22 protein-coding genes are annotated in these 24,173 nt (G+C 43.4%); 18 read left to right on the forward strand and 4 right to left on the reverse strand.

Translation table 11 applies throughout. The features are described 5' to 3' along the window. From JXA84_09045 to mreC, 14 genes are all read left to right on the forward strand, one after another. On the forward strand, positions 1 to 1,128 hold a 1,128-nt coding region (locus JXA84_09045; GenBank protein ID MBN1151350.1), incomplete at its 5' end, for a radical SAM protein. A 116-nt stretch (positions 1,129 to 1,244) separates the two neighbouring features. After that, positions 1,245 to 2,465, forward strand: coding sequence for a MiaB/RimO family radical SAM methylthiotransferase (locus JXA84_09050; GenBank protein ID MBN1151351.1), 1,221 nt, complete (start codon positions 1,245 to 1,247; stop codon positions 2,463 to 2,465). Further along, positions 2,449 to 5,007 (forward strand): DNA mismatch repair protein MutS, encoded by a 2,559-nt coding sequence (gene mutS / locus JXA84_09055; protein MBN1151352.1) that lies wholly within the window; start codon positions 2,449 to 2,451, stop codon positions 5,005 to 5,007. The genes JXA84_09050 and mutS overlap by 17 nt, the downstream gene beginning before the upstream one ends. Before the next feature lies 1 nt (position 5,008). Then, positions 5,009 to 5,908: a hypothetical protein gene (locus tag JXA84_09060; GenBank protein ID MBN1151353.1), complete on the forward strand. Its 900-nt coding sequence runs from the start codon at positions 5,009 to 5,011 to the stop codon at positions 5,906 to 5,908. Positions 5,909 to 5,912: 4 nt separating this feature from the next. Then, positions 5,913 to 7,157 (forward strand): hypothetical protein, encoded by a 1,245-nt coding sequence (locus tag JXA84_09065; GenBank protein ID MBN1151354.1) that lies wholly within the window; start codon positions 5,913 to 5,915, stop codon positions 7,155 to 7,157. A gap of 26 nt (positions 7,158 to 7,183) precedes the next feature. Further along, complete coding sequence (xseB, locus tag JXA84_09070; protein MBN1151355.1) at positions 7,184 to 7,402, forward strand: exodeoxyribonuclease VII small subunit; 219 nt, start codon at positions 7,184 to 7,186, stop codon at positions 7,400 to 7,402. Continuing rightward, positions 7,399 to 8,280 (forward strand): polyprenyl synthetase family protein, encoded by an 882-nt coding sequence (locus JXA84_09075; GenBank protein ID MBN1151356.1) that lies wholly within the window; start codon positions 7,399 to 7,401, stop codon positions 8,278 to 8,280. Before xseB ends, JXA84_09075 begins: the two co-directional genes overlap by 4 nt. 20 nt (positions 8,281 to 8,300) lie before the next feature. Further along, a complete protein-coding gene (locus JXA84_09080; protein ID MBN1151357.1) occupies positions 8,301 to 8,753 on the forward strand; it encodes a divergent PAP2 family protein in 453 nt (150 codons plus the stop codon). After that, positions 8,750 to 10,648 carry a 1-deoxy-D-xylulose-5-phosphate synthase gene (locus JXA84_09085; protein MBN1151358.1) on the forward strand — a complete coding sequence of 633 codons (1,899 nt, stop codon included), beginning with the start codon at positions 8,750 to 8,752 and terminating at the stop codon, positions 10,646 to 10,648. Before JXA84_09080 ends, JXA84_09085 begins: the two co-directional genes overlap by 4 nt. After that, the gene (locus tag JXA84_09090) at positions 10,645 to 12,717 is read left to right on the forward strand and encodes a diguanylate cyclase (GenBank protein ID MBN1151359.1); all 2,073 of its coding nucleotides are present in this window, start codon (positions 10,645 to 10,647) and stop codon (positions 12,715 to 12,717) included. The genes JXA84_09085 and JXA84_09090 overlap by 4 nt, the downstream gene beginning before the upstream one ends. Positions 12,718 to 12,730: 13 nt before the next feature. Then, complete coding sequence (locus JXA84_09095) at positions 12,731 to 13,420, forward strand: hypothetical protein (protein MBN1151360.1); 690 nt, start codon at positions 12,731 to 12,733, stop codon at positions 13,418 to 13,420. After that, positions 13,417 to 14,178 carry a uridine phosphorylase gene (gene udp / locus JXA84_09100; GenBank protein MBN1151361.1) on the forward strand — a complete coding sequence of 254 codons (762 nt, stop codon included), beginning with the start codon at positions 13,417 to 13,419 and terminating at the stop codon, positions 14,176 to 14,178. Before JXA84_09095 ends, udp begins: the two co-directional genes overlap by 4 nt. 125 nt (positions 14,179 to 14,303) lie before the next feature. Beyond that, positions 14,304 to 15,317 carry a rod shape-determining protein gene (locus JXA84_09105; GenBank protein MBN1151362.1) on the forward strand — a complete coding sequence of 338 codons (1,014 nt, stop codon included), beginning with the start codon at positions 14,304 to 14,306 and terminating at the stop codon, positions 15,315 to 15,317. 53 nt (positions 15,318 to 15,370) lie between these two features. After that, entirely contained in the window at positions 15,371 to 16,186 is an 816-nt protein-coding gene (gene mreC / locus JXA84_09110) for a rod shape-determining protein MreC (protein ID MBN1151363.1), read from the forward strand. Here the strand turns inward: mreC and JXA84_09115 are convergent, their stop codons facing one another. Together JXA84_09115 and JXA84_09120 are read right to left on the reverse strand one after the other, a co-directional pair. Then, entirely contained in the window at positions 16,187 to 16,774 is a 588-nt protein-coding gene (locus JXA84_09115) for a class I SAM-dependent methyltransferase (protein ID MBN1151364.1), read from the reverse strand. After that, positions 16,771 to 17,532, reverse strand: coding sequence for a hypothetical protein (locus tag JXA84_09120; GenBank protein ID MBN1151365.1), 762 nt, complete (start codon positions 17,530 to 17,532; stop codon positions 16,771 to 16,773). Before JXA84_09120 ends, JXA84_09115 begins: the two co-directional genes overlap by 4 nt. Before the next feature lie 110 nt (positions 17,533 to 17,642). Here JXA84_09120 and recJ point away from each other — a divergent pair, with 110 nt between their 5' ends. The 4 genes from recJ to JXA84_09140 are packed head-to-tail and all read left to right on the forward strand — an operon-like array spanning position 17,643 to position 21,465. Beyond that, positions 17,643 to 19,334, forward strand: coding sequence for a single-stranded-DNA-specific exonuclease RecJ (gene recJ, locus JXA84_09125; protein MBN1151366.1), 1,692 nt, complete (start codon positions 17,643 to 17,645; stop codon positions 19,332 to 19,334). Beyond that, positions 19,331 to 19,969, forward strand: a complete 639-nt coding sequence (pgeF, locus tag JXA84_09130; GenBank protein MBN1151367.1) for a peptidoglycan editing factor PgeF — start codon at positions 19,331 to 19,333, stop codon at positions 19,967 to 19,969. The genes recJ and pgeF overlap by 4 nt, the downstream gene beginning before the upstream one ends. Beyond that, the gene (locus tag JXA84_09135) at positions 19,966 to 21,252 is read left to right on the forward strand and encodes a TonB family protein (GenBank protein MBN1151368.1); all 1,287 of its coding nucleotides are present in this window, start codon (positions 19,966 to 19,968) and stop codon (positions 21,250 to 21,252) included. The genes pgeF and JXA84_09135 overlap by 4 nt, the downstream gene beginning before the upstream one ends. 27 nt (positions 21,253 to 21,279) lie before the next feature. After that, positions 21,280 to 21,465, forward strand: a complete 186-nt coding sequence (locus JXA84_09140; protein ID MBN1151369.1) for a 4-oxalocrotonate tautomerase family protein — start codon at positions 21,280 to 21,282, stop codon at positions 21,463 to 21,465. Positions 21,466 to 21,473: 8 nt separating this feature from the next. Here the strand turns inward: JXA84_09140 and JXA84_09145 are convergent, their stop codons facing one another. Continuing rightward, the gene (locus JXA84_09145; GenBank protein ID MBN1151370.1) at positions 21,474 to 22,901 is read right to left on the reverse strand and encodes a transglutaminase domain-containing protein; all 1,428 of its coding nucleotides are present in this window, start codon (positions 22,899 to 22,901) and stop codon (positions 21,474 to 21,476) included. Further along, on the reverse strand, positions 22,898 to 24,172 hold the full coding sequence (locus tag JXA84_09150) for a serine hydroxymethyltransferase (protein ID MBN1151371.1): 1,275 nt from the start codon (positions 24,170 to 24,172) through the stop codon (positions 22,898 to 22,900). Before JXA84_09150 ends, JXA84_09145 begins: the two co-directional genes overlap by 4 nt. Between the last annotated feature and the right edge of the window lies 1 nt (position 24,173).

Below are 24,173 nucleotides of genomic sequence, written 5' to 3' on the forward strand. Positions count from 1 at the left end.
AACGCTGAGAAGGTAGAAAACGCGCTCTTATCCGCTGGTTTTGAAAAGACAGAAGGGCAATCCGATTTTTCCATAATCTTCGCCTGTTCCGTGACCGAACAAGCTCAAAATGAATCGGAAGCTTGGATCAGAAAAATGGGCAAGACTTCAAAAAAAGTATTTGTAAGCGGTTGTCATGGGAAAAAAGCCGGGGATGGCAATGAAATTTTAGCAGAACTCGCGGTTTCGTCGCCCTCGACGTTTTCAAAGCGGAAAAGAGCCAGACCCGTCGTTTCAATACAAGAGGGGTGCAATTCGTTTTGCTCTTTCTGCGTGATAAACAGTTTGAGAGGAAGACCAATTTCGCGAGATGTCGATGATGTGGCTTGTGAAGTGCAAAGCCTCGAAAAATCAGGATATTCTGAAGTCGTATTGTCGGGTATTAGTCTTGGAAAAATTAAAAATGGACTGGGCCGTTTTCTGAAAGAGCTTCTTTTAAAAACCGGCAATATCCGTTTTAGACTGGGTTCACTTAACCCCCAGGATATAAAAGAAGACGGGGATTTTATCGAGGTTTTCGCTCAAAACAGGATAATGCCTTATGTTCACCTATCACTGCAGAGCGGTTCTGACCGAGTTCTTAAAGATATGATGAGGCGTTACAATACTTCCGAAGTATGGGAATTATTGAGTGTTTTCAGAAAAAACCGATCAAAGCCGGGCATCGGAGTGGATGTAATTGCCGGCTTCCCGACTGAAACAATGGAGAATCACATGGAGACAGTCCGTTTTCTGGAGAAAACCCAGCCGTCTTTCGCTCATGTCTTTCCTTATTCAGCGAGAAAAGGCACCCTCTCTAATCTTTACCCGGATGAAGTAGGCAAAGATGACAGAAACCTGAGAGCGTTTCATTTGCGTGATTTTATGCGAAAATCAAATTTGGTTTTTCTAAAAAACCTTGTCGGGGAAGAAAGAACCGCGATTGTAGAGAGAAAAAACGGGGAAAGTTACGTTTTAAGAGTCGACAACTTCGCTGTCGCAGAAACTTTCACGAAAGAGAAAGTCAAAGTTTCTTCCGCAGTCAGAATCAAGATATTTTCTTTTGATGAAAAGACAAATACTCTCAAAGCGGAGATACTCGGTTTTTAAAAAGTTCCTCCGAACTCGACATAAAATAATACTCATTTCAGAGTTTCGGAAAATTCGGCTTTTTATGGTAATAATTTTATTAGAACAGCAGGGATATTTTGCTATAATCTTCTCTCATGAAATTTTACATCAAGACATACGGTTGCCAGATGAATTTCGCAGAATCAAGGTATGTTGAGGAAAAATTGCTCGGGATGGGTTATGAGGAGAGTAAAAGCGCCGAAGATGCAGACCTGGTTGTAGTCAACGGTTGTTCGGTTAGAGAACACGCTCAAGAGAGGACTCTTGGATGGCTGAAATCACTTTCGAAAGAGAGGAAGAAAGTTTTAGCGATGGGGTGCCTTGCTGCTCATGTCCCGCAAAAGTTGTATGAAACGGGAGCCGATACGGTTTCATACATCATAGACTTTTCCGAATTTGAAATTTCAGATGGTCAAAAAACAAGGGTAAATCCGAAAATACCCGAAGACCGACTTGAATACGAAATCCCTATTGTCCGGGGCTGCGACAGATTCTGCACTTATTGCATTGTGCCTTACCTGAGGGGTAAAGTCGTCTCCAGAAGACCGGAAGAGATCTTGAGAGAGATAGAGTCCTGCGTCCTGAAGGGAGGGGCGGTTTTCAATTTGCTGGGCCAGAATGTCAACAGGTATGATTACGGGGGGTACAAATTGTCAGACCTTCTTAGAGACGTGTCCGATATTTCGGGTGTCATGGGCTTGACTTTTACGACTTCGCATCCTGCGGATCTAACCGAGGGGACAGTTCGGGTCGTGGCCGAAAAAGACAATATTTTTAAGTATTTTCATCTGCCTTTTCAAAGCGCTTCCGACAGGCTTTTAAAGAGAATGGCTAGGGGTTACGACTCAAAAAAATACCTGGCTGACATAGAAATGATAAGGGATATATATCCAAAAATGAGGATTTCAACCGATGTAATGGTCGGTTTGCCTGGAGAAACTCAGGAAGATTTTATCCAGACGATAGGTTTCGTTGAAAGATTGAGGTTCGATGAAGCTTATATGTACGCGTACTCTCCGAGAAAAGGCACTCTTGACAACCTGGCCCCTGATCTTGTGGAAAAGAATATTCGTAAAAAAAGATTGGTAAAGCTCATTGACGTTCAGAGGAATATTTCTCTGGAGAAAAAGAAGGAAAAAATCGGTACATTCGGCAGGGCTATTTTAACTTCGAAGTCGAGGTTCGGAGGGTATTCATTCGGCATGCTTTTTGACATGTCTCCTGTTTTAACAGACGCAGAATTCAGGATCGGCCGGATGTTGGATTTAGAGATAAAAGAGCTGAAAGGAGGGACTCTTTTTGGACAGCCTGTTTGAAGACGCTCCATCGGTTCCTCAAACTCCTTTTCTCAAGCAGTATTTCAGGGAAAAGAAAAAATTCCCGGACGCAATACTATTTTTCAGGATGGGCGATTTCTACGAGACATTTTTCGACGACGCGAAAACCGTCTCAGATTTGACAGGCATAGCGCTGACTTCAAAACCTGCGGGTAAAAACACGAGAGTGCCTCTGGCGGGAGTGCCGGTTAAAGCAGTTGAAACATACATCAACAGCATCATAGGAAAAGGATACAAAGTAGCCGTCTGCGAACAGCTTGAGCCTCCAGGTAAAAAACTGATAAAAAGGGAAATCGTCAACCTAATAACTCCGGGCACGGCAGTTGAACCTTCTCTTTTAAACCCTGAAAAGGACTTGTATGTTTGCTGTGTGGTCACCGGGAAAAAAACATCCGGAATCGCGTACGCAGAAGCCCTCAGTGGTGAATTCAGGGCAGGGGAAATTTTAACTCAGAACTTAGAGGAAGAACTTTTGAGAATATCGCCCAAGGAAATTCTTCTTCCGGAAGCCGCCGAATTCAATTCCGGTGAATGGTTTATATCCCGTCTCGACTTGACGTATTTCAGCCCCTCGATTTTGGCGAAACTCAAAAAGAATCTGGGGACGAAAACTTTGCTCGGATTCGGGATAAAAGACGAATCTCAAGCCGCCATAGCCGCCGCAGCACTTTATGAATACTTATCGAGGACGACAAACAGTTCTTTGGACCACATGAAAAAAATCCGAAAACACGATTTTTCAGAATACATGAACCTCGACATGACCACATTGAAAAACCTCGAGATCACGGAATCTTCATCTGGTGAAAAAAAAGACTCGCTCCTGGGCACGCTTGACATAACTCAACTGGCATGCGGAAGAAGGCTTTTGAAAAAATGGATATCGGAACCTCTTTTGGAAAAGGATAGGATTGAAGAAAGATACGACGCGGTCGAAGAGCTTATAAAAAATAAAGACGCCAGAGAAGACATCTCGAGTATTGTAAAAGACCTTCACGACCCTGTCAGGATGTCAGGAAGGCTCGGAACAGGAAGAGCCACAATTTACGAATTGATGAAGTTTAAAAATTTGCTGTCTTCCATTCCGAAAATCAAAAAAGCGATGATGCCCCTTCAGTCAAAAATATTCAGAAGGATACTGGAAGGACTCGACGAGCAAAAAGAGCTTCACGAAGAGCTGGAAAAATCCCTGACAGATTCCGTCGAAGACATAATCAAAAGGGGTTACGACCCGGATTTGGATCGTATTAAAGAAGATGTCAGAGAAGCACTCTCATACATAAGCATCCTGGAAAAGCGGCGCAGGGAACAGACCGGAATCTCTTCCATCAAAATAAAATACAACGCGGTAATAGGTTATTATTACGAAGTGACAAAACCGAACCTTGACCTGGTTCCGGCTGATTTCAGAAAAAAGCAGTGGCTTTCAAACGCCGAAAGGTTCAGCGACCAGGAATTGGACAAGCTCGAAGAGAGGATAATATCTGGACAGCAAAAGATAAAAAACATCGAAGACAGAATAATCGGCAGAGCGAGAGACCTATGCCGTCAACACTCGACTTTGACGAGGGAAAACGGAGAATTGATTTCAGAGATTGACGTTCTTGTCTCGTTTGCCAAAATCGCCGAGAACAACGGATACACAAGACCAAGTTTATCTGAAAAACCGATACTTTTCATCAAAGAATCAAGACACCCGGTTGTCGAAAACAACATCAGCTCCGGTTATTTTGTCCCCAACGACATCTCGCTTGACGTCGAAAACGGGCCTTCTCTGGCGATTATAACCGGTCCAAACATGGCGGGTAAATCGACCTACATGAGACAAGCTGCTCAGACAGTTGTGATGGCTCAAAGTGGATGCTTTGTCCCGGCTCAATCGGCGGTCGTAGGACTGACGGACAGGATATTTTCGCGAATAGGGGCAAGCGACGACATTTCCAAAGGGATAAGCACCTTCATGGCAGAGATGATAGAGACAGCGAACATCACCAACAACGTCACAGACAAAAGCCTTGTAATCTTAGACGAAATAGGCAGGGGGACAAGCACCTTTGACGGTATTTCAATAGCTTGGGCTGTAGCGGAGTACCTTTTGGAAAACGTCAAATGTAGGACTCTTTTTGCCACTCATTACCACGAATTGACTGCCCTGCCCGATAAATTCAAATCCGCAGAAAACCTGAACATCTCGGTTAAAAGGTCGGGGGAAAAGATACTTTTCACGAGAAAAGTCGAAAAAGGTTCAAGCAGCCACAGTTATGGAATAGAAGTCGCCCGTCTCGCGGGTTTGCCGCCTGAGGTTATCGAACAAGCCAGAGAAATTCTCCGCACCCTGGAAAAACATGAGGTAGTAATTCAGGACGATAAAGATAAAACTCCAAGAAATGAAATCAAACGGCCTGTGAGCGATAAAATAAGGGAGTATTTGTGGAGTATCAACCCGGAAGAATTGACTCCCAAAGAAGCTCTTGACAGGCTTTTTGAACTGAAAACATTTATCTCTGAAGAGGACGGTTAAATTGCTGGTTTTTTTGTTTTCTATCTGGGCTATTCTCAATTCTCAAAATGTTTCCTGCTTGGATTATTACGCGGGCAGGGTCTACGCCGGAACTTTGGGTGACGGGCTTTACATTATCGAGACCAAAGATTTTCTCGTCAGAAAATTCTCGGACTCTGTCGTCACTTGCCCTTACATCACGGAATTGGAAGCCTCGGAAAGGGGTCTGCTCGTCGGAACTTACAACGGGTTGTATTGCATTGACGGAGAAGGGCATCTCCTCTACTCTTATGTTTCAGATGACTACTATGACAGGTTTGTCACTTCAATAGGTTATTTTAGAAGTTTCAGTGTAGTCGGAACTTCATCGGGAATATCAATAATCCGCGATGGGATTGTCGTAAAAAGACCTTTTTACTCACCTGTCTCGTGTGTCTCGGTCGCCGGGGATTCCGTTCTGATAGGATCCATTGAAGGTTTATTCGTGATGGAACAAGATTTGACTGTCAGAAAAATTCCTGTTCCTGTTGAAAATTTCCCTGTTAGTTGTGTTTTTGCAGACAGCGGATGGATCTGGATAGGTCTTGAAGACGCCTATGAAGACTATTCTCCCGGAGGGCTTTATCTTTTCGGGGGAGGCTCGCTTTTTTGGAGAATCGATGTCATTTCAGCCATGAAATATTACGGAGTGAGCGATATTTGTAAAGTAGATGATTCTCTTTTGATATCTGTCTACAAGATGCTGGACGGCTTGAAATTAGGTTACAACACCGTCCTTTTTCACGGTGTCGTATCCCGTCTATCTTTAGACGAAGACCAAACACCGCTAAATGTAGCAGTGAACGATATTCTTTTCATTCCCGAGAGAAATGAAATATGGCTGGCGACAGTCAAAGGAATAGAAATAATCGGTTTGGATTGAAAAGATGAATTTCAGGCAATCTAAAACTTTTCTCAGAGAACTTCACGACAATGAAAATTCGGTTCAAAAATATTTCGAGCCCGATCTTTTCGGATTGAAAAAAGCGGTACCTCTTTTTGACACCCGAGGTATGATAAAAGTCAAAATCGTAGGGACAAACGGAAAAGGCTCCGTTGTTTCTATGCTCGTTTACGCTCTGCGCGAATGCGGTTTGAAAACGGTTTCATTTTCGTCTCCACATCTTGTAGACGAACTCGAGCGAATCTGCATAGACGGTGAAAAGGTTTCCCATGAAAAGTTTTCGAGCGCACTATCAGAGGTCATCCTCAGATTTGACAAGAAGTTTACATATTTTGAGACGATGCTTTTGACCTGTTTGGCTATTTCTGTCTCCGAGAAGCCCGATGTTTTAATTCTCGAAGCCGGGATGGGAGGCAGATACGACGCCACAAACGCTGTACAATGCGGTATCGTCGCCTGTACTTCGATTTCTCTCGATCACGTGGAATTTTTAGGGCATACGGAAAACCAGATCGCCCTTGACAAAGCCGGCGGGTTTTCCGGTCCCTGCGATGTGGTCGTTTCTTTTGAAGGCACTAAGTTCGATATTTTCCGGATAAGGGCACATATAAACGGCGCAAAAATCCACAGAGCCGATGAATTGATAGGCTTTAAATCAGGTTTTTCTTTGGAAGGCGGGACAGGTTGCCGGACCGATGAGTTCGGCACGGCGACAACGCTTTTAAAAGGCGATTATCAGATAGAAAATTTAAAATTGGCGCTCTCTATTTTGAAATTGCTAAAAAAAGATTTCGATATTGAGAATTGCCTGGTAGTTAGCGGTTTAATGAACGCAAGACATAAGGGAAGGCTTCAGTACATTTCACAAAAACCACTGAAGATAATCGACGGCAGCCACAATGTTCAAGGCGTCCGTGAAACAGTCCGTTTCCTGGAAAAGACACACCGGGTCAAATTCAAAGTTTATTTCTCATCGATGAAAGACAAAGATTATTTTGGAATGATTCAGGAACTTGACAATATCGCGTTGTGTTTTGTGATAACAGGCACGGGTGGTGAAAGGAATCTCGGCGCGAACGAGATGGAAGAAGTATTTAAAGCAATTCCGAAAGAGCACATTTATACCGACAAGGTGGAGTTTATACGGAATTTTCTGAAAGACAGGTCTGACTCTATCGCGATAGGAAGTCTTAAAACCGCCGGGGACATCCTTAAAGCGTTGACATAAAATAACAATGGTGATAGCTATAGTCTATGGAAAAACCCAAAAAAATGACGTTTGAAAAGATGATGTCTAGAATCGGAGAAATTGTCGAAGCTCTTGAAAATCCTGAATTGCCTCTCGAGAAATCAATCGAACTCTTCGAAGAAGGTATGAACCTCATAAAGAGCACACGTTCCTATCTTTCTGAAGCCGAAAAGAAAATTAGAATCATATCCGAAGATGACAAAATAGAGGAAAAAGATATTTGACGTCAATTGAAATTCGGCTAAAAGAGAACAAAGAAATCGTAGAGAGTTGGCTTGACGACAACCTTCCGAAAGAAACTGAATTTCCCGAAATAATACACAGAGCAGTAAGATATTCTGCTCTTTCGGCGGGAAAGTATCTTAGGTCTTTTCTCGTCCTCGAAGCTTGCAGGATAACCGGGGGAGATTATAGAGAAGCGCTTCCGGTAGCGGGAGCAATCGAAATGTTGCATTCCTACAGCCTAATACACGATGATTTACCGGCGATGGACAACGACGATTTGCGAAGGGGAAAGCCGACTTCACACCGGCAGTTCGGAGAAGACATGGCGATTTTGGCCGGAGACGCCCTTTGCACTTTTGCATGGCAGATTATAGCCGACAAGACAAAACCCGACATTTGTTCAAAAGTCGAAAAAATACTCGGAAGAGCTGTAGGAACTAAGGGAATGATAGGCGGTCAAGTCGCCGACATGCACTGGGACCAAATGTCATTTGGCAGATCGAAAATTTTAAGATACATCCACAGGCATAAGACCGCCGCTTTGATATCTGCCTCGCTTTCCACCGGAGCAGTATGCGGTGAAGCGGAAGAAAAGATTGTTGAGCTTTTTTTCAAGGCGGGTGTCTGTCTCGGAATGGAGTTCCAGATCGTCGACGATATACTCGATGAGACGGGTGACGAGGAAAAAATGGGCAAAAAACTCAAAAAAGACTCTTCGAGCAACAAGCTTACATATCCTAACCATTACGGGTTGAAGACTTCTCGGCTGATGGCGAGAAAATACGCCGACATGGCGATAAAAAATTTTTCAAGAGTCGGAGAAAAAACCGCTGATCTGGCAAAACTTACCGAATACATTCTTGAGAGGTCCAATTGATAAAAGTTCCTCAAAACGGCGTGAGCATAGTCCTGATAACGCTTTTGTCTGGTTCTCTGGTTCAAACCATCAAAATTATCATAGGGATAATACAGGATTACTCGAAATACAAAAAATTCATTCTCGGAAAAAACATAAAAAGAATAAACGAACCCGGCGGAATGCCTTCTTCCCACTCGTCGTCAGTGATCACGTTGTCTTGCCTTGTAGGCTTTTGGGAAGGTTTTACCAGCGTTCTTTTTGGCATCACCCTGTTTTTTTCACTTATCGTGATATACGACGCGGCTGGAGTAAGACGTTCTGTCGGAAAACAGGCGCAGATCTTGAATAGAATTATAGATGAAATGAACAGACTTGGTCATTTGAAATCAGGCAGGTTAAAAGAGCTTCTTGGACACACAATGTTTGAAGTTTTTATCGGTTCACTGATAGGTTTTATAGTCGCTTGGGTCGTCGGGAAGTATTTGTCATGAAAAGAGTAGAGGAAAGCATTTTGGACAAAATAAACAACCCTGACGATGTAAAAAAACTCGACAACGACCAGCTGGTTCAATTAGCTGAGGAGTTGAGAAAACTCATAATAGAAGTAGTCGAAAAAAATGGAGGTCACCTCGCTTCGAACTTGGGAGCCGTGGAACTGACTTTGGCTCTTATGAGCGTCTATGATTTGAACAACGACAAGTTGGTATGGGATGTGGGACACCAGTGTTACGCCTATAAAATTTTGACCCAGAGAAAGCAACTCTTTCACACTATTAGAAAGTTCGGCGGAATCAGCGGCTTCCCGAAAATCAGCGAGAGCCCTTTCGATTGTTACGGAACAGGCCACGCCTCCACGTCCATTTCCGCGGCTGTGGGGATGGCTGTGGCGAGAGACGTTCTTTCTCAAAAACACGAAGTAATCGCTGTTATTGGAGACGGATCTCTCACTGGAGGGCTGGCGTGGGAAGGTTTGAATCATGCGAGCAGTTTCAAGGGCAACATAACCATCATAATCAATGACAACGGAATGTCTATAAGCGAAAACGTGGGTATGGTTTCGGAGTATTTGAATAAACTCGTCACAGCTCCGGTTTACAACAGAATGAGAGACGATGTCTGGGAACTTTTGGGGCTCCTTCCTCCTTTTTTAAGCAAAAAGGCACGGGACTCCGCCAGAAGAGTTGAAGAGGGCTTTAAAAACCTTTTGGTTCCTACGATACTTTTTGAAGAACTCGGTTTTAGGTATATAGGACCGGTCAACGGGCATGACATAAAATCATTGCGGGATGTCTTCAAAGGCGTCAAAAGATTGAAAGGACCGAAAGTTGTTCATGTTTTGACTCAAAAAGGAAGAGGTTATGAAAAAGCGGAACAAGACCCGGAGGTATTTCATGGAGTTGGCCCCCAGAAAACCGCGCAGGCAAAAGAAGAAACTTTTTGGAAAGACTATACATGGACCGACAGAGTTTCAGACCTCATTGTCGAACACGCTGAAATCGACACAAAAATCGTCGCGATTACAGCCGCTATGCCTCTTGGAACAGGACTCGACAAATTCAACGCAAAATTTCCAGACAGGTTTTTTGATGTCGGCATAGCTGAATCTCACGCGGCTGTTTTTGCCGCCGGTCTGGCAGCGAGCGGATTAAAACCAGCTCTGGTTCTATATTCGACTTTTTTGCAGAGAGCTTTCGATCCTGTTGTCCACGACATCGCCCTGCAAAAATTGCCGGTCTCGTTTTTCATAGACAGGGGCGGTCTGGTAGGTGAAGACGGACCGACTCATCATGGATTATACGATATAAATTACCTCTTGACAGTACCTGAAATCATCATGATGTCTCCTGCCGATGAAAACGATTTAAAGCAGATGGTAGATATTTCTCTTAACTGCAAAAAGCCCTCTTTTTTGAGATATCCAAGGGAGAAGATGAGAGATAACCTCAAAGGCTTCACTCCGGGAAAGGTAAAAATCGGTGAATCCTCGGTTCTAAAGGGTGATTTTCCAGTTGCCATAGTAGGAGTAGGAGTATGCGCGCACACGGCTGTCGAAGTGAGAGAGATGGTGTATGAAAAGTTTTCAGTAAAACCCTGGGTAATCAACGCGCGCTTTCTAAAACCTTTCCCTGAAAATATTTTGGGATTTTTAGAGGACAAAAAACTTGTCGTCACCATAGAAGAAGCCTCGAAAATAAACGGATTCGGTGCTTGTCTATCATCTTTTCTGGCTGAAAGGGGTTACGGGGGCAAATTTATGGCTATTGGGGTTGAAGACGAATTCCAGCCTCACGGTTCAAGAAAAACGCTTATAAAAGAGGCAGGTCTTGACGCATTGTCAATATTCCATAAATTGTCAGGTGTAATATCAGTTATAAAGAACGGATGAAGTTCTTAAAAACACCGGAAAAGGTACATTATTATTTAGCGCTTTACGCGCTCGTTTTTTTTTCTGTATTTTTCTCTTCAAACGGTTTTTTTTACGACTTTGGAAAGCGGAATTTCAACAGAGTTCTGATTCTTCTCTTGCTGATTCTGTGCCTGTTCTTTTTGATACTTCTTTTCCTGAAAACCCGGAAAAACTTCTACAGACCTGTTTCCTACCATGGTGTCGTCATACTGATTTCGGTGTTTATTCTTCTAGTTCAACTTTCGAGCGGTTCTCTATGGGGATTTTACTTTCCGATAATGATTTTGCTGTCTTTCAGGTGCGAGAAGAAAAAAATTCTTTTGGCTTTCTTGCTGGTTTCTTTTGTTGAAATCTCTTCATCAATATTTTCAGACCCGGAAAATATCTTCGGTCCAGATCACAATCCGATTTCCATGAGGGTGATACAGTTGATTTCTTTGCTGGTGACAGTTGAACTTTTTCAAAGAATTTTCGTTTTTCGAAAGCCGTTGCCGAAAGAGAAGGATTATATGAGCACTTTCAAACCGCCCCTTGAAAGGATCGACCCTTCCAGGAAAATAATCGCCCGTAACGTGTCTCATATTCTCGGGTTGATATTCAACTATCCAAATGTAAGAACCGTCGCCCTGCTCTTTGTTGAAAATACAATAGAAGGTACTGCCTTTAAAATTTTCGATTTCCGGTCTTCGGCTTCTGAATTCATCGACAGCTCCAAGACCATTGCTTACGCTGGGAGCATTCTCGCCATCGCTGCGAGAGAGCCAAATCCATTCCTTTCGAGAAATTTCACCAGACCCGCTTTCAACCTCGGTTACTATACGGACGATGTTTCGGTTAAATCTTTTTGCGCTTCACCTGTGAGGGTAAGTGAAGAAACGGTAGGGGTTTTGTGTGTCGACAGCGATGTAGAAGGAGCTTTTACAGAAGACACCGCATCCGACCTTCAAAGATACTCATCCCTGATTTCCGAAATTCTTCGGATTTCAACCCATTTGGAGAAAAAAGAAATAACTTCAACTTCACTGGAAATTGTAAACGATTTGGCGGACAAATTTGTCAGGTCGATATACTTCAAAGACGTGGTTGAAATATTCACAGAGAAAGTCAGAGAAACTTTCAATTTTGACGATTTCTTGATTATCCTTATCGACAAGTATGGTCTCATAAGCTACGCAAGATCCAGAAATAACTTGATTTTCTGCGACAATCTGGAAGCCGGGATGGCGCTGAGTCCCAAATCTATAGCAAAACTTGTCGTCAAAAACAACAGGAGCCTGAACCTTCCTGATTTTCAGAAAAATGTGTCCGTGGCGAGATACATACTGCACCCTGAAGATGGAAGCGTCAATGTAATGTCTTTTTTGGCTGTCCCGATACCTTCAAGAGATGAACCCTGTGGGGCGGTTTTTTTGATGAGCAACTATCTAAACAATTACGATAAAAAAGACCATGAACTTCTCGAAGTCTTCACGCGCCTCTTCGGCGCGGCTCTTTCACGAGCGAATTTGTATGAAGAAAAGGAGAGGTTATCCTTGAAAGACGGTTTGACAGGATTGTTCAACCATAGATATTTTCAAGAACTTTTGAGCGATGAAATAGCGAGATCCGCAAGATCGGGTTCTGTTTTGAGCCTGTTGATTATTGATATCGATTTTTTCAAAAAAATAAACGACACCCACGGACATAGGACGGGCGACTCTGTTCTAGCGGGTATTTCATCATACCTTCAAAATTCAGTGAGAAAATTCGATTCGGTATGCCGGTATGGAGGGGAAGAGATGGCGGTCATACTTCCGGATTGCCATTACAAGGAAGCTGTGATGATCGCTGAGAAGTTGAGACAGGGAATTGAGAGCCTCGAATGGCAATCTCCAGGCGGTGAATCCCTTAGAATTACCGTGTCTATAGGAGTGAGTTGTTATCCGCTAAGGGCTCAGGACAAAGAAGAACTCATAGAAGACGCGGATAAGTCTTTGTATTGGGCCAAGGACGGAGGTAGAAATTCAACTGCGTATGCCAGAAAAATTTACAACATAAAAATCAATTGACGCGAGGTGAGATATGAAAAGGTTTATGATGATTTTGTTTGTTTTGTTGATTTTCGCTTTGGGAGCCGTTTCGGGGTTTATATTTTCGCTTGTCAAATTCAATTCTGCCGAAAAAGTCATAATTATGGATGTAGGCAACGCTCTTCCTCTGAAAGCGGAACAGGCGATTTCAAGCTTGAAAAGCTATATTTCACTCTGGAGGGGAAGGCTGGAAATCATTGAAAGTTTTGGGCTTAGCGACAGTTCAATCTTATCGTCTTTGAAATACGTTGAACCGGTGGATGTTGAAGGGGTGATGATTTCAGACTCCTTGTCAACCAGGTATTATCCGGATTCTTTGGTTTTCGATGTTGAAAATACCGATTATAATTTCCATTTCAGACTTTCTCCTTTTTACGTCTCGTACTCGAGAGGCAATAAAATTTCAATTCTGATCGACGAAAATGTTCTAGAAAAGCGGATAGCCCTTCAAGCTCTTTCGAGTTCGGCGACACCCTTTACGACAGTTGTGTTTTACCAAAATGAAAAGGTTTTCGCGAGCGAAGAAGAATTTGAATGCGATTTTGATTCGATATACCTGTCTTCGGACACTGGAAGTGTTTGGGATGAAGATGAAGCAGCAGGTAAATTTTGGAAGAATTTCCAGATAGAAAACGTGCCCCTTACAATAGTCATTTACTACGACAAAGAGAAGACAAAATGAAAACCGCTTACCACATAAAATTATCGGCTAAAGACATAAGCGGCGCTAAAACAGCTCTTTTGCCTGGAGATCCGGGAAGAGTAGAAAAAATTGCAAAAACATCGCAGGGAAAAAAAATATGGAACCTGTCTTTCAACAGAGAGTACAAAAGCGCTCTTTGTGAACACTTGGATAAACCGATTCTCGTTGTTTCGACGGGAATTGGCTGTCCGTCGCTCGCTATTGCGGTTGAGGAGCTTGCCCAGTTGGGAGTTGAAAATTTCATCAGGGTCGGAACAACGGGAGCTATTCAGACCCGTATAAAACCCGGAGACATGATAATAACCACGGCGGCCGTCAGGTTGGAAGGTACTTCCGAGCATTATGCGCCTTTGGCTTTTCCGGCTGTCGCTTCATACGAAATAGTAACTGCGCTTGTCGAAGCGGCTAAAAAAATGAAATTCAGTTATCATACTGGAATTACTGTGACAAGCGACACATTTTATCCCGGACAGGAAAGATACGACTCTTTTACAGGACATGTAATCCGGGAATACAGAGGGTCTTTGTCTGAATGGCGCAAATTGGGTGCTTTGAACTACGAGATGGAGTCTTCGGCACTCTTCGTGATAACGAGTGTTTTTGGCTTGAAAAGCGGAACTGTGTGCGGAGTAATAGTAAACAGGGCAAAAACCGAAAAACCTGACGATAAAATAATTCAAAGAGTTGAAATGCGGTTGGCAAAAGTAGCCGTTGAGGCTGCTTCGAAATTAAAATAACTTGACATAACTGATAATAGACTATATAAGCAATCGTCGTAGTCCAGCAATAAATATACTTGTAGGAACGGAGTGATATTTTAATGGCTTTTCAGATAAACAGGTTGAGAAAATCTTTCTCAAATATGATGTCCAACGACATGGCGATTGATCTCGGAACCGCTTCCACTTTAATTTACATAGAAGGAGAAGGAATAGTTTTAAACCAGCCCTCGGTGATAGCCTACAGGGTAAGCGACAAAGGCATTGTCGCTGTCGGGGATGAAGCGAAAAAAATGTACGGAAGAACCCCGGGGGGGCTGGAGTCTGTAAGGCCTATGAAAGACGGCGTCATAGCTGATTTTTCGCTTGTGGAGGAAATGCTGAGGTATTTTATACACCAGCAGCAGAAAAAAGGTTTGATGGGGCATCCGAGAGTTCTCGTCTCGGTGCCGACAGGAATAACAGCTGTAGAGAGCAGAGCGGTAAGGGATTCAGTTGAACACGCTGGAGCACGAGAAGTATTTTTGGTTTACGAACCGATAGCAGCGGCAATCGGGGTCGACATAGACGTCACATCTCCCAACGCGAGTATGATTATCGACATCGGCGGCGGAACGACTGAAATCGCGGTCATAGCGCTTTCCGGGCTTGTGGCGAAAGGTTCGGCGAGAGTCGGAGGGGATGAAGTCGACGAATACATACAGAGGTGGTTAAAAAACAATTTTCATTTGGATATCGGACTCAACACAGCGGAGGAAATCAAGAAAAGAATCGGTTCCGCTTTTGTCCTCGACGAAGAAAGGGAAATGGAAGTCAGGGGGATGAATTACGATACAGGAATACCCAAGAGTATAAAACTCCGCTCGAGTGATGTAAGAGAAGCGACAAGAGAACCCGTAAAACTTATTGTCGCGGCTGTACAGGAGACTTTAAAGAAGACAAAACCGGAATTGAGTTCCGATATTGTGGACAAGGGAATACTCATGACCGGCGGCGGTTCTATGTTGCACGGGTTGTCTTCTCTTATTCAGGAGGAGATAAACATAAGAGTTAAAGTCGCGGAAAACCCCATTGAATGCGTCGTCCGAGGAGCCGGAAAGATTCTCGCGAATTTGGAAAAATACGAAAAAGTAATCAAGAAAGGCGATGAAGAATAGAACAGGAGACACAGTCAACTTTAAGGGCTGACACCTTTAGCCTCGTGTTGATATTGGTTTTCTCTTTTTTCCTGATAATCCTCGATTTCCAAGCCAGACACCATGTTTTGTCAGCAGTTTCGCCGAACCCCGTCACAAAGATACTGAGCATTGTATCAACGGTAAAAGAGTATAAAACCGTGAAAGAAGAGAACGAAAGGCTCAGGAAACAGCTGGCTTATATGGTTTTAAACAGAATAACATACGAAGAGCTGATCAGGGAAAATGAAAACCTGAACAGGCTTCTTGGCTTCAAGCAGTACAGCTCCTTCAGGCTTATACCCGCGGAGATAATATCGAGATCGGAAGACTACGCGAATTTTTCTCTGACGATAGGTAAGGGGTACAGAAACGGTCTTTACCGGAACTCGGTTGTGATAGGTGTAAACGGGATAGTCGGAAAGCTGATAAAAGTGATGGCAAATTATTCTATTGTTCAGACCTACTACGACCTAAATTTCAGAATAAGCGCGATGGATATTAAGACAAACCAGATTGGAATAGTCAGTTGGGACGGGAGAGGAAAAAATCTAACTTTTCAGGTTTCCGCGGATGTCGACATATCCGAAGGGAGCAGGATAATTTCAACTGGAATAGGCGGAATCTACCCAAGAGGATTGGACATTGGAGTTGTGGGGCCGGGACCATACGACAGAAGCACGCTTTTTTTGAAAGTCCCAGTCATTCCATCGCAGAGTTTATCGGCGATGGACAATGTTTTCGTGATATCCGGAGATCTTGTGGAAAGCGACAGTCTTGAAATGTCCGATTTTCAAGGCGAATTAATTTTTGAAATCTCGGACTGGAGACTTGTCTTCACGGTAAATTAGTCACCATTTTCTGCATTTATAGACAATACTGTTCCATTTTTCCCCTTCTTTTACAACGTCGAACCTCGAAAAATGAAAATTGTTTGTCTCCAAAAGATTTTCTATTTTTGAAGGGGAATGAAACCAAGATTTTATTGTAAATTTTTTGTTTAACACCGTTAATGTAGGCGGCTTTTTTTGGGGTATTATGTTGAAAACGAAAATCCCGCCTTCCTTTAAAACAGATCTGACCTCGTCAAACAAATCCTTAGGGTACTGTATGTGGACAAGTAGGAAGGAAGCGATTACGAGGTCGAAGGTATTCTTTCTGAAAGGCAGCGCGAGGACATCAGACACTACGGGAATATTAGCCCTGTGGCGATTTTTTTCTAACATTGCCTTTACGAGGTCGACGCTTACAATGTTACGCGATTTCTTTGTCAGCTCGTTGAAAAGCCTTCCGTCTCCCGCGCCGGCGTCGAGGGTAAAAAATGAATTTTCAATACATTGAACAAATTCATATCTGTCAAAAGAATCGAGATACTTGTGCTGAGAAGAGTATATGCCGCTATATAAATTATAACCAGTCCTGGAATTTGTCTTCTTCACTTTGTCCAGGATACAATATACGCGCCGGTAAGAAACTCGCTTTTTATCTTCAACGAAGCCAGAGGGGGAAAACCCATATAATCTGTTATTTTTTCGAGAAGGGGATGGTACCGGGTTGGAAAACGCCTGAGGTTGTATGGCAGAGATATTCTTTCGACACAGCTTAAAACTTCTTCTAAAGCCGACAAAGACAGAGAAGGTTTCGATTTTAGTTTTGAAAGAAGAGCCTTTTTTATTTTGCCCCTTGACAGCAGTCTGTCCAGAGAATAAGGGTTTGTTTTAAGCATGACGGTCTGAAGCTTTCCCATCGATCTTTTACAGCATGGTTTATCGAAAAAAACGACGAGATCTGGGGAGTTTGAGAGGATTAGATCTGATCTGAAACTTTTCAAATCCCATTTGCTTTTTTCGGAGTAAAGTTTGTACGTTTTGACGTATGGATTGACAATACTCTTTAAAATTCGAAAGGTTTCATTTTTGTCAAAAAGGTTGTCCGGAGCTTCAAACTCCGCTTTACTCTTTTCTATCATCAGGCGGAGTGGATCTTTAGGCGAAAGCAAAGGGGCTATTGAATTTTGCAGAAAAACTGACGCGTCTGGTTCCCCGGTGAAGAAGTTATCCATAGAAAAGTTGAAGTTTTTTTCTCTGACTTTCAGGTTTCTTCCCAGGTGTGTTTTCCCGGTTTTATACCCGGGGTATATGTACCATAGAACAGGATCCAAAAAATCATATTTTTCCGAAAACAATTTTTCTTTCATGCAGACATAAATATATCAAACCTAAAAAGATTTGTTAATCTTTAAAAAGGTTTATTAACCCTAACAAAGATTTGTAAATTTTTAATAGTGTTGACTTTGAAAGTCATATAATGCACTCTTTTGTTATGAGAGGGTTTATCTACACATGGACTTTTTCCCTTGATGTCTCCGCAACGCAAGCTACAGTATTGTCAAAAAAATACGGAGTTCATCCTGTTGTGGCAAAATTGTTGCTTCAGAAAGGATTTGAGGAAACGGATTTCGACAAATTTCTGAAGCCCACTTACGATCAATTATCTTCGCCTTTCGTATTTAAAGAAATGGAGACAGCCGTAGGTAGAATCAAAAAAGCGATAGACGAAAGAGAGAGAATCGTTGTCTACGGAGATTATGACGCCGACGGAGTATGCGCCACAGCTATGTTGACAAAGGCGTTGAACAAATCCGGAGCCGATGTCATCCCTTACATACCAAACCGCCTCGAAGAAGGCTACGGCCTTTGCGTTGAAAACATCAAAAAGTTAGGTGATTTTTCGCTGATTATAACAGTCGACAACGGAGTTCGTTCTCTGAACGAAACTGAATTCGTCAGGTCCATGGGAAGAGATATTATCATCACGGATCACCACCCGCCGGGACCTGATCTACCGAACGCTCTTGCTGTCATAAACCCTCATCTTGAAGACGGGGTGACGCCTTTTGCCGGCTGCGGAGTGGCGTTTCAGCTTTTAAGAGGTCTCGAAGAAAAATTTGGGGGTTTTGAACCAGAAAAGTATCTGGATATCACAGCTATAGGAACTTACGCGGACATAGTACCCCTTGTTGGTGACAACAGGATCATTGTTCACGAAGGTTTGAAGAAAATCGCTTCTCAAAATCACGCCGGTATAACAGCTCTTTTGCAAATCGCGGGAAGGAAACCGGAGAATGTCGCTGAATACGACCTCGGCTTCGTGCTTGGACCAAGGCTCAATTCAGCAGGAAGAAAAGGAGACGCGAGCGCAGCTCTTGAAATACTGTCTGTTTTCGAAGATTTCAAAGCCGCTTCAATTTTCGCCAGAGAACTTGAATCCTACAACGATTGGCGCAGGAATGAGATGGAGAGCATTGAAAAAAGCGCCAGATCAATGCTCGAGAATCTTGGGAATGTCCCGCCGGCGATAATTCTCAAAAACCAAAACTGGCACCTCGGCATATTGGGCCTGGGAGCTTCAAGACTCAGCGAAAATTTCAACAAGCCGGCGATATTGCTCAAGGAATCGGGAAATTTACTTAAAGGCTCCGGCAGAAGCCCGAGCACCGATTTTGACATGATAAGGAGCCTCGAGAAATGTTCTGATCTGCTTAAAATATACGGAGGGCATTCCCAAGCAGTCGGTTTGACAATGGAGAAAGATCGTTTTGACGAATTCAAAGAGCTGTTTTACTCGATAGTATCTAAAAACGATTCTTTTGAAAAAAAGATTGTGATATCCGGGGAGTATGTGCCTGCGTATGACGATTTCAGTCTTTTTGAAGACATGTCAAAATTGGCTCCCTTTGGGCACAGCAACGAAAAACCCTTGTTCCTCGCCAGCGATGTGGTCTTTGAAGAAGTAAAAGAGGTGGGCACAGGCCATCTAAAAGCCACGTTATTGACAAAAAGAGGTAAAATTGATTCAATCGGTTTTGGTCTTGGGAATTTTCAAAATGATATTAGAGGAAAAAAAGGCGACCTGATTTACACTTTGAATTTGAATTATTTCAACGGAAAGAAAAAAATACAGGCGAATATAAAAGACTTCAGAACTGAAAATTTATGAAAGACGCAATAGAAGTAGCTACAGTCAATGGAGCTGCTTTTTATACCGGCACCATGGATTTTAGCGTAAAAAGCCTCTCTGAAATTTATGGAAGTAAAAATGTTTTTATCCCCGCGAAACAGATTCATTCCTCAAAAATAGCAATTGTACCAGATGACGATCCAAATGAATGCGACGGCATCCTTACGAAAACGCCTCAAATAGCTATTTGCGTTCAAACCGCTGATTGCCTGCCTCTTTCTCTTTACGATAAAAAGAAAAGAATAATCGCCGTTTTGCACTGTGGCTGGAGAGGTATTTTTTCAGGTATAATAGAAGCTGGACTTGAAAAAATGTCTGATTTGGGGTCTGAAGTTGAAACCACTATAGGCGTTGTGCACCCTCATATCTGTTCCATGTGTTATGAAGTAAAACAAGACGTCGCTTCAATTTTTCCCAAAGAAGCCGTCTTGAAGTCTGAGGATAAACTTCACCTCGATTTGGCGGGATTGGTCAGCACAAAACTGAAAGACCTGGGTATTGAAAGGGTAATATTTTCAAGTCTTTGCACTTGCCATAATCCGGGGTTGTTCCATTCCTATAGAAGAGATGGAGAAAAGGCGGGAAGAATCATTTCCTGGGGAATAATGACGTGATAGAGGAAAAGAAAAACGAAGAAGAAATTTCGGAACTTTTATCCTTGCTCGAACAGTCTGCCGATGCCCCCAAAAAGCAGGGAATGACCCCTAAAAAGAAAAGAAAAAAAACCGCTGAAAAAAAATCCGCAAAGAGCGAAGAAGAAATTCAGTATGTAGCTGAACACGACAAGGTCGCCGAAGAGGAGATTGAACACTCTGAAATAAGTTCGGAAGTTATTTGCATAGAAGATCTTTTGGAGATGCCTTCTGTCGAAGAGTCCCCAGGACAGGAAGATATTTTTCTTGAGATCATGACCGAAAAACAGTCACCCCAAAAACCGCCCCAGGTTTTCACATTGACTGATTTTGCCCAAAGGCCACACGATAAAATGATGTCGAAATTGTTCATGGAGGCGAAAAGAGAAGAAGGTTTCAACTCCATCATTTTAGGTGTGACCTTTTCTGTCTGGATTTTGTCGTTGTTGATATTTTTTCTCATACCCGTCTCCTCGATGGAGATAAAACTCGAAACATATTACGAGTGGAAAATAAGAATGACAGATGACGATGTTTTTGGAGAGATGCTCAGAGACCAGCTCAACACTAATGGAAGCCGGAGGGTTATCGACGGCCAAAATATTTCTCTGGCGGGTGTCGGTCTCGCCTCGTCGGCTCCCAACAATCAAAATAACTCAGGAGGAGTTTCCCAGCCGAGGGTTCAGAGAGCTTTAAGAATACTTTCCACCACATCTGTTATGTCTTCTCAAGGTGCTTTATCATCAGGAGACGCGACACTGCAAGATTTTTTAAGAGATCCTTCTTCGATTTCACTCACTTCAGGCGCGTCCCTCCCGGTTTTTTCCGGAGGCAATGCTGTTATGGCTACTGTCGGAGCTGACACGGCGCAGTTGAATTTTCAATCTACCGGAGGGGAACTTGTCCATTCCACCCGGATAGAGATGTCGCATCTTCCAACATTGACAGGAGATCCGGTCGCCATTTCACAGAGGTCGAGTGAATCTATAGCGAATGTGATAACGAGACATTTTTCCGAAATCAGGCATCTTTTCAATTCCGCAAGAGAGGTCAACCCTGTTCTTTCCGGAAAAGTCGTCATTTCAATTACAATCGCGTCTAACGGAGAGGTTTTAGGCGTTTCCGTTTTATCCTCCACTCTCAACGATCCTTCTTTCGAAAGAAAACTCATTGATCTGGTCTGCAACTGGAAGTTTCAGTCCCTTGAAGACACGACACTCTCTCCTTTAACGGTGGATGTTCCTTTCAATTTCATAGATTTTTAATCGGTTTTAAAGTCGAAAGGGGAGACGATGCCATACGTAGAAATCAAAGTGGCAGGAAAACTGGATGACAATCAGAAAAAACTGATAGCGGGAGGTGTTTCCAAAATACTCGAAGATGTCGCGAAAAAACCCCAAAACGCCACTTATATTGTTTTCCAGGAAATTGAGAGAGACAACTGGGCTGTCGGCTCAAAAATGCTCTCGGAAAGCTGAGTTTTATATCAGTAATCTATCTCCTGAATTTCGATAAAAAGTTTGCCCATGACTGTCATGATTTTTGCCTGTTCTGCGCTGTTCCCTCTTGAAATGGTTAAATGCGTGGCGTCTGCGGTGTTTTGACCAAAAGTGGGATCCACAGAAATCCAGGTTCCTATATAGGCTTCGCACCAAGCGTGGTAATAAAAACCGTCAGAGTTGGCGTAAACGACTCCAACGGCGATTCTCGCTGGAATACCGCTGGCTCTGAGAAGAGCGCAGAGCAACGTCGAATGTTCGTTGCAGTCGCCTTTCATTGATTTCAGGATGTCGACAGATGACGGAACGGTAAAAGTGGGCTCCTTCCTGAGGTTCTCAAAGACCCACTGGTTGATTGCGAATAACTTCTCCCTTTGGGTCCCGATTCCCCGGGTAATTTCATTTGATTTTTCGACTATATCCGGATCTTCGGATTGAATCAGTGGAGAAGGCCTGAGATAAATGGAGACAGAGTCGGGAAACGAAGAATTGGATGGAATGTCCGAAATACGAACAATCTCCACAGTGTCGTATTTTTGGGTTTGATTAACTGAAGAAATGTCTCTTTCCAAACCCTTTGCCACTATCAAAAGACGCGTTACGTCGGTCGGATTTTCTATTGTGCTGTCCGTTCTGACTCTGAATTGTCTGTAGATATCAGGAGAAAGCCCCGAAGAAGAGAGATCCTGTGCGACTTCCCGCGGTTCGGCTTTTAAAACCATCTGAAGCGCGGTTATTTCCTGTTTGACGAACATATCCCTTTCGTCGAGCCAGAGTTCGACAGGAATACCCAGTAGGTCCACTGTGAAATGGCGTAGTTCTCCGTAGTCGTAGGTCGTGTCTATGCCTTTATACATAATGCTGATTTCTACTACTTCCTGTGTGCTCGGTTCAAAAAGCTCAAGAGAAGTAATGCTGCTCTCTTTTCCGAAAAATCTTATAGCTTCTACTATGTTCAAAGGCAGTGGATCAGAGGGGATTGTTCTGGTTTCTTTGGAGTTATCGGTGAAAGATGAAATGGTCAAACTCTCATTTTGATAGAAGCCCCATATCAGAAGATTTTGGTCCTCAGAATTTATACTGTAGAAAAAGCTGTCTATGTATCCTTGATCTGAGCCGAAAGCTATTCCTTTGGTCGATATCTCCATATTTTTTGAGCCGGCGGTCAAGTTCATGAACATGAACTCTCTTTCGGAAAATCTCCCGTCGGACAATGTGTCAAGAGAATAAACCGAATAACCGACTTTGTTTCCGGCTATATACAAACCAAGCCATTCGTCCTGATCCTTGAATTCAAAGTTCATAGCCCTCTCGATGGAGAGTATTGCCGGGTCTGTATTTTCTGGAGCTTTCGAGCAATTGTTGAGGAGAAAAACATAAGACAAAAAAATCGCGGCAATTTTTAAAACTTTCATTGTTCAAGTCTCTTTTCGTAAAGAGGAAAAGAAGACGTGAGTTCGAAGACTTCGGCTTTTATATTTCCGAGTTTCACCTCGTCTCCGGCCGCCGACAGCGCTTTGTCTATGAGTTTTGCTATAACATTCATCTCCTTTGTACCCATGCCCCTCGTAGTGACCGAAGGAGTGCCAAGCCTCAACCCGCTCGCTATGAATGGCTTTTCAGGGTCAAAAGGAATCGTGTTTTTGTTGGCAGTTATTCCCGCTATATCGAGTGTCTCTTCAGCCACTTTTCCCGTCACGTTTTTGGATCTCAGGTCGACGAGAATTAAATGAGTGTCAGTTCCTCCAGCCACAAGCCTGAATCCGAGATTTTTCAGTTCTGCCGACAGAGCTCCTGCGTTTTCCACTATCCTTTTCTGGTATTGTTTGAATTCGGGTTTTAGAGCTTCCCCGAAAGCGACGGCTTTTGCAGCTATGATATGTTCGAGCGGACCGCCCTGGACTCCGGGAAAAACCCATCTGTTAATGTCGTTGTAATTTGTTTTGTTGCAAAGTATAAGGCCTCCTCTTGGACCTCTCAACGTTTTATGGGTTGTGGAAGTCACCGCGTCGGCGTAGGGGATTGGAGAGTTATGAATCCCGGCTGCAACTAACCCGGCTATATGTGCCATGTCGACGACTAATTTGGCTCCGACTGAGTCGGCGATTTCTTTGAATTTTGAAAAGTCCATTTCTCTCGGGTAAGCGCTCGCGCCGGCAATGATAAGTTTGGGTTTTGTCTCTTCGGCGAGCTTTTTTAAAGCCACGAAGTCAATCTGCTCTGTTTTTGGGTCGACTGTGTAGTGGACCATCTTGAAAAAAACTCCGGAAAAACTGATTGGGTGGCCGTGAGTTAAATGGCCGCCGTGCGTGAGATCTAAACCCATGACTACCGGTTTTGGGGACCCTTCGGGCCACTCTTCGGGTTTTAACAGTGCGAAGTAAGCCGCCATGTTCGCCTGGCTTCCCGAATGGGGCTGAACGTTTGCCCTTTCGGCGCCAAAAAGTTCTTTCACCCTATCCCTTGCGAGTTTTTCCGCCACGTCGACAAATTCACAACCCCCGTAATAACGTTTTCCGGGGTATCCTTCGGCGTATTTGTTCGTCATAACGGAACCCATGGCTTCGAGTACCGCTTCGCTGACAAAATTCTCGGAGGCTATAAGTTCGAGGTTATTCGCTTGTCGCTTAGTTTCTCCTGCTATAGACTGGTAGATTTCCGGGTCGCTTGTTTTGAGAACTCCCATA

Source organism: candidate division WOR-3 bacterium (genome assembly GCA_016926475.1).
Classification (GTDB): Bacteria; SDB-A; SDB-A; order SDB-A; family SDB-A; genus JAFGIG01.

Excerpts from the sequence above, each read along its gene's own strand:
- JXA84_09145 (MBN1151370.1), bottom strand. The coding sequence starts at position 22,901 with ATGAAAGTTTTAAAAATTGCCGCGATTTTTTTGTCTTATGTTTTTCTC.
- JXA84_09105 (MBN1151362.1), top strand. The coding sequence starts at position 14,304 with ATGATGTCCAACGACATGGCGATTGATCTCGGAACCGCTTCCACTTTA.
- recJ (MBN1151366.1), top strand. The coding sequence starts at position 17,643 with ATGCACTCTTTTGTTATGAGAGGGTTTATCTACACATGGACTTTTTCC.
- JXA84_09050 (MBN1151351.1), top strand. The coding sequence starts at position 1,245 with ATGAAATTTTACATCAAGACATACGGTTGCCAGATGAATTTCGCAGAA.
- JXA84_09095 (MBN1151360.1), top strand. The coding sequence starts at position 12,731 with ATGAAAAGGTTTATGATGATTTTGTTTGTTTTGTTGATTTTCGCTTTG.
- udp (MBN1151361.1), top strand. The coding sequence starts at position 13,417 with ATGAAAACCGCTTACCACATAAAATTATCGGCTAAAGACATAAGCGGC.
- JXA84_09085 (MBN1151358.1), top strand. The coding sequence starts at position 8,750 with ATGAAAAGAGTAGAGGAAAGCATTTTGGACAAAATAAACAACCCTGAC.
- JXA84_09150 (MBN1151371.1), bottom strand. The coding sequence starts at position 24,172 with ATGGGAGTTCTCAAAACAAGCGACCCGGAAATCTACCAGTCTATAGCA.
- JXA84_09065 (MBN1151354.1), top strand. The coding sequence starts at position 5,913 with ATGAATTTCAGGCAATCTAAAACTTTTCTCAGAGAACTTCACGACAAT.
- JXA84_09140 (MBN1151369.1), top strand. The coding sequence starts at position 21,280 with ATGCCATACGTAGAAATCAAAGTGGCAGGAAAACTGGATGACAATCAG.
- pgeF (MBN1151367.1), top strand. The coding sequence starts at position 19,331 with ATGAAAGACGCAATAGAAGTAGCTACAGTCAATGGAGCTGCTTTTTAT.
- xseB (MBN1151355.1), top strand. The coding sequence starts at position 7,184 with ATGGAAAAACCCAAAAAAATGACGTTTGAAAAGATGATGTCTAGAATC.
- JXA84_09120 (MBN1151365.1), bottom strand. The coding sequence starts at position 17,532 with ATGAAAGAAAAATTGTTTTCGGAAAAATATGATTTTTTGGATCCTGTT.
- JXA84_09090 (MBN1151359.1), top strand. The coding sequence starts at position 10,645 with ATGAAGTTCTTAAAAACACCGGAAAAGGTACATTATTATTTAGCGCTT.